The organism is Brevundimonas vesicularis (genome assembly GCF_900445985.1).
In the GTDB taxonomy this organism is placed as follows: Bacteria; Pseudomonadota; Alphaproteobacteria; order Caulobacterales; family Caulobacteraceae; genus Brevundimonas; species Brevundimonas vesicularis_D.
Genome location: NZ_UAQP01000012.1, coordinates 1 through 5281 on the forward strand (window position 1 = coordinate 1; position 5281 = coordinate 5281).

Genomic DNA, 5281 nt, shown 5'->3' on the forward strand with positions numbered 1-5281 from the left:
CAACTTTGTTATTTTGAAGACCTTTAGGAATAAAGAGAAACAAGATAATTTGAGGTTGTATGATCAAGTGAATAAGTGCACACGGTGGATGCCTTGGCGACAACAGGCGAAGAAGGACGTGGAAATCTGCGAAAAGCCTAGGTGAGCTGATAACAAGCGATTAACCTAGGATCTCCGAATGGGGCAACCCGACCTTAGGGTCATCTTTAATTGAATACATAGATTAAAGAAGCGAACCGGGAGAACTGAAACATCTAAGTACCCCGAGGAAAAGAAATCAACCGAGATTCCGTCAGTAGCGGCGAGCGAAAGCGGAGCAGCCCAATTAAGCCGGCAACATCTAGTAGAACACGTTGGGAAACGTGGCCATAGCGGGTGATAGCCCCGTATACGAAAGACAAGTTGGTGAATCGAGTAGGGCGGGACACGTGAAATCCTGTCTGAACATGGGGGGACCATCCTCCAAGGCTAAATACTCGTTGTCGACCGATAGTGAACCAGTACCGTGAGGGAAAGGCGAAAAGAACCCTGGTGAAGGGAGTGAAATAGAACCTGAAACCGTGTGCATACAAGCAGTCGGAGCATATGTAGATATGTGACGGCGTACCTTTTGTATAATGGGTCAGCGAGTTACATTCAGTGGCGAGGTTAACTGATTAAGGAAGCCGAAGCGAAAGCGAGTCTGAATAGGGCATTGAGTCGCTGGGTGTAGACCCGAAACCGGGCGATCTATCCATGGGCAGGTTGAAGGTTGAGTAACATCAACTGGAGGACCGAACCCACGCATGTTGAAAAATGCGGGGATGACCTGTGGATAGGAGTGAAAGGCTAAACAAGCTCGGAGATAGCTGGTTCTCCCCGAAAACTATTGAGGTAGTGCCTTGTGGATTGACTTACGGGGGTAAAGCACTGTTTCGGCTAGGGGGTCACACCGACTTACCAAACCGATGCAAACTCTGAATACCGTAAAGTTTTACCACAGGAGACACACGGCGGGTGCTAACGTCCGTCGTGAAGAGGGAAACAACCCAGACCGCCAGCTAAGGTCCCCAAATTACAGTTCAGTGGGAAACGAAGTGGGAAGGCGAAGACAGCTAGGAGGTTGGCTTAGAAGCAGCCACCCTTTAAAGAAAGCGTAATAGCTCACTAGTCGAGTCGTCCTGCGCGGAAGATTTACCGGGGCTAAACTGTATACCGAAGCTGCGGATGCACGCGAAAGCGTGTGTGGTAGGGGAGCGTTGTGTAGGCTGATGAAGGTGTTCTGAGAAGAATGCTGGAGGTATCACAAGAGCGAATGCTGACATGAGTAACGATAATGCGGGTGAAAAACCCGCACACCGAAAACCCAAGGGTTCCTGCGCAACGCTAATCGGCGCAGGGTGAGTCGGTCCCTAAGGCGAGGCTGAAAAGCGTAGTCGATGGGAAACAGGTTAATATTCCTGTACCGAACAATATTGCGATGGGGGGACGGAGAAAGCTAGGCCAGCACACTGTTGGACGTGTGTTTAAGCGCATAGGTTGAATACCAAGGAAAATCCGGGTATTTAAGACTGAAACGTGATGACGAGTCTCTACGGAGACGAAGTGGTTGATGCTCTGCTTCCAGGAAAAGCCTCTAAGCTTCAGATATTGTTTGACCGTACCCCAAACCGACACAGGTGGGTAGGATGAGAATTCTAAGGTGCTTGAGAGAACTCGGGTAAAGGAACTCGGCAAAATGATACCGTAACTTCGGGAGAAGGTATGCCTCTGACGGTGAATAGCTGTTGGAGGCCGCAGAGAATAGGCCGCTGCGACTGTTTATCAAAAACACAGCACTCTGCAAACACGCAAGTGGACGTATAGGGTGTGACGCCTGCCCGGTGCCGGAAGGTTAATTGATGGGGTGCAAGCTCTTGATCGAAGCCCCGGTAAACGGCGGCCGTAACTATAACGGTCCTAAGGTAGCGAAATTCCTTGTCGGGTAAGTTCCGACCTGCACGAATGGCGTAACGATGGCGGCGCTGTCTCTACCCGAGACTCAGTGAAGTTGAAATCGCTGTGAAGATGCAGTGTACCCGCGGCAAGACGGAAAGACCCCGTGAACCTTCACTACAGCTTGACACTGAACATTGAAATACGTTGCATAGGATAGGTGGGAGGCTATGAAGCAAGAACTCTGGTTTTTGTGGAGCCAACCTTGAAATACCACCCTGCGTATTTTGATGTTCTAACGACGGTCCCTGAATCGGGATCTCAGACAGTGTCTGGTGGGTAGTTTGACTGGGGCGGTCTCCTCCTAAAGAGTAACGGAGGAGTGCGAAGGTGGGCTCGGTACGGTCGGAAATCGTACCAAGAGTGCAAAGGCAGAAGCCCGCTTAACTGCGAGACAGACAAGTCGAGCAGATACGAAAGTAGGTCTTAGTGATCCGGTGGTTCTGAATGGAAGGGCCATCGCTCAACGGATAAAAGGTACTCCGGGGATAACAGGCTGATTCCTCCCAAGAGTCCATATCGACGGAGGAGTTTGGCACCTCGATGTCGACTCATCACATCCTGGGGCTGTAGCAGGTCCCAAGGGTATGGCTGTTCGCCATTTAAAGTGGTACGCGAGTTGGGTTCAGAACGTCGTGAGACAGTTCGGTCCCTATCTGCCGTGGGCGTTGGAGATTTGAAGGAAGCTGTTCTTAGTACGAGAGGACCGGAATGGACGAACCTCTGGTGTACCAGTTGTCATGCCAATGGCATTGCTGGGTAGCTATGTTCGGAAGGGATAACCGCTGAAAGCATCTAAGTGGGAAGCCCCTCCTAAGATAAGATCTCCCTAGACCTTAAAGGTCTCTAAAGATCCGTTGAAGACTACGACGTTGATAGGCTCCATGTGGAAGTGCAGTAATGTATGCAGCTAAGGAGTACTAATTGATCGTGAGGCTTGATCATACAACGCTCAAGTTATTTTGAAGCTTAAAGAATTACGTTGAAGTATCGGCAAAGAAAAAGAAGTCGATACTTAAATTGAAGTAACCGGTTTTCCTGACATCCATAGAGCTGTGGTCCCACCTGAATCCATGCCGAACTCAGAAGTGAAACGCAGCATCGCCGATGGTAGTGTGGGGTATCCCCATGTGAGAGTAGGTCCAATGTCAGGTTTTTATTCGAAAGCCCCTGTAGTAATACAGGGGCTTTTTTATTTATTGCTTTTTGTTAAGTTTAAAATCTCTTACGTTTATGTTCTAATTTTTTAGAGCTTAGAGCTTAGAGCTTAGAGCTTAGAGCTTAGAGCTTAGAGCTTAGAGCTTAGAGCTTAGAGCTTAGAGCTTAGAGCTCATACCATCATAATTTGGAAAATAATTGAGGAGTACATTATGTTGTTTAAAAAAGCTTTAACTAAAGCAGTGGGAGTATTGGTCTTATTGGGCTTATCGGCTGCGGTATCTGCTAAGGTCAATATCAATACGGCTACGGTAGAAGAACTGTCTCAGCTCAAAAATATTGGCGAGGTTAAAGCTAAGGCGATTGTAGAGTATCGTGAAGCTAATGGAGATTTTGCCAAAATTGAAGATATCGTTTTGGTTAAAGGAATAGGTGAGGGCATTTTTTCTGCACTGAAAGAGGATTTAAGCGTTGAAGGCGAAACTTCTTTCGAGGATGTTCAAAATTTAAAATAGTTTTAGGCTACTAACCTAAGGCACAAAAGTTTTCTAAAAGACTATCTGATCCTTATCAGATAGTCTTTGATTTTTTGGGAGGTAGATTCAATATGAAGTGCAACGCGCCCCAAAGCTAGCTTTAACCTCCAGTGGCGTCATAAAACCTATAGTCAAGGAAATAAAAAAGAGCTTAGATTCAAGCTTGAAGTGCAACGTTTAATAGACAAGAGAGAAGATGTAAGATGTGCGGTGTTGCACTTGCTCATCAACTCTTACCTATCAGAACGTTATGAAACATTATACACATCTTACACAAGAACAAAGGTATCAAATATCCGTGCTTAAGAAAAGCGGTTATTCATATAGCGAAATAGCCAATATCATAGGCTGCCATAAATCTACCATCAGCCGAGAGATCAAACGCAATACAGGTAAAAGAGCTTATCGACCGCTGCAAGTTCAAGAAATGGCAGAAGACCATAAAAAGCAAAACGCTTATCAACTCAGTGATTTTGCCAAAGCCTACATCAATCATCTGATTGAGAGAAAATATTCTCCCGAACAGATGACAGGGCATCTTAAACGACTGGGTTGGCAACATGTTCCCAGTCATGAAAGCATCTATCGCTATATTTATGCAGACAAGAAATCAGGCGGAGACTTATATCGGCATCTGCGTAGTCAGAAAACCTACCGTAAACGTGGCTTCAAAGCTCATGACAGACGCGGACACATTCCCAACAGAGTAGATATTTCAGAACGCCCGGAAATAGTAGAACAGCGTAGGCGCTTAGGGGATTATGAAGGTGATACGGTCATTGGTTATAAGCACAAAGGAGCATTAGTGACTCTTGTAGAAAGAACAACGAGAGAAGTCAAACTCAAAGCATTGAAGCATCGTAAAGCCGAACAAGTGGCACAAGCTTGTATAGAGATACTTAATGCTGAAAAGGTTTGCACGATTACTTTTGATAATGGCAAAGAATTTTCTCGGCATGAACAGATAGCTGAAGCACTCAATGCCGAGATATTTTTTGCCAGACTTTATCACTTTTGGGAGAGAGGGGGTAATGAGAACCTCAATGGATTGATTCGACAATTTTTGCCGAAGTCTGTGAGACTCGATAATCTCTGCGCTGAATACATCAAAGAGATAGAGGACAATTTGAATAATCGTCCTCGTAAGGTGCTAGGCTTTATGACGCCATTGGAGGTTAAAGTTAGCTTTGGGTGCGTTGCACTTCATATTGAATCTGCCCTATATGAGTAAGCGCTTTTCTTGAGCACGAATATTTGATACCTTTGTCTTGTGTAAGATGTGTGTAGTATTCATGACGTTCTGATAGGTGAGAGTTGATGAGCAAGTGCAACACTGCGCCTCTTACATCTTCTCTCTTGTCTATTAAATGTTGCACTTCAAGCTTGAATCTAAGCAGCTTATTTATAGCATAAGTCAGCGATGAGATTTTATTTTGAAGTATAGAGAGCAGAAGATAGCTTTGATATTTAAAAATTTTGAAGGAATAGATATGAGTACACCTATGCAAAAACTGCATAAGCATGGTCTGAATTCCGCGGTTTTTCTGATTTCGGCAGGATTGATTGCATGTATTAGTTTATTTGCAATTTTATTGCCTGAATTAGCGGATAAG

The 5281-nt window shown here is 45.4% G+C and carries 2 protein-coding genes and 2 rRNA genes; all 4 read left to right on the forward strand.

Going from position 1 to position 5281, the window contains the following annotated elements; genetic code table 11:
* Positions 1-61 precede the first annotated feature (61 nt).
* The 4 genes from DT343_RS18115 (at position 62) to DT343_RS18130 (ending at position 4899) form a co-directional block, all read left to right on the forward strand.
* Positions 62-2919 (forward strand): 23S ribosomal RNA (locus tag DT343_RS18115).
* A 92-nt stretch (positions 2920-3011) separates the two neighbouring features.
* Positions 3012-3128 (forward strand): 5S ribosomal RNA (gene rrf / locus DT343_RS18120).
* 216 nt (positions 3129-3344) lie between these two features.
* On the forward strand, positions 3345-3647 hold the full coding sequence (locus DT343_RS18125) for a ComEA family DNA-binding protein (RefSeq protein ID WP_072282142.1): 303 nt from the start codon (positions 3345-3347) through the stop codon (positions 3645-3647).
* A 271-nt stretch (positions 3648-3918) separates the two neighbouring features.
* Positions 3919-4899 (forward strand): IS30 family transposase, encoded by a 981-nt coding sequence (locus DT343_RS18130; protein ID WP_112862631.1) that lies wholly within the window; start codon positions 3919-3921, stop codon positions 4897-4899.
* The last annotated feature ends 382 nt before the right edge of the window (positions 4900-5281 follow it).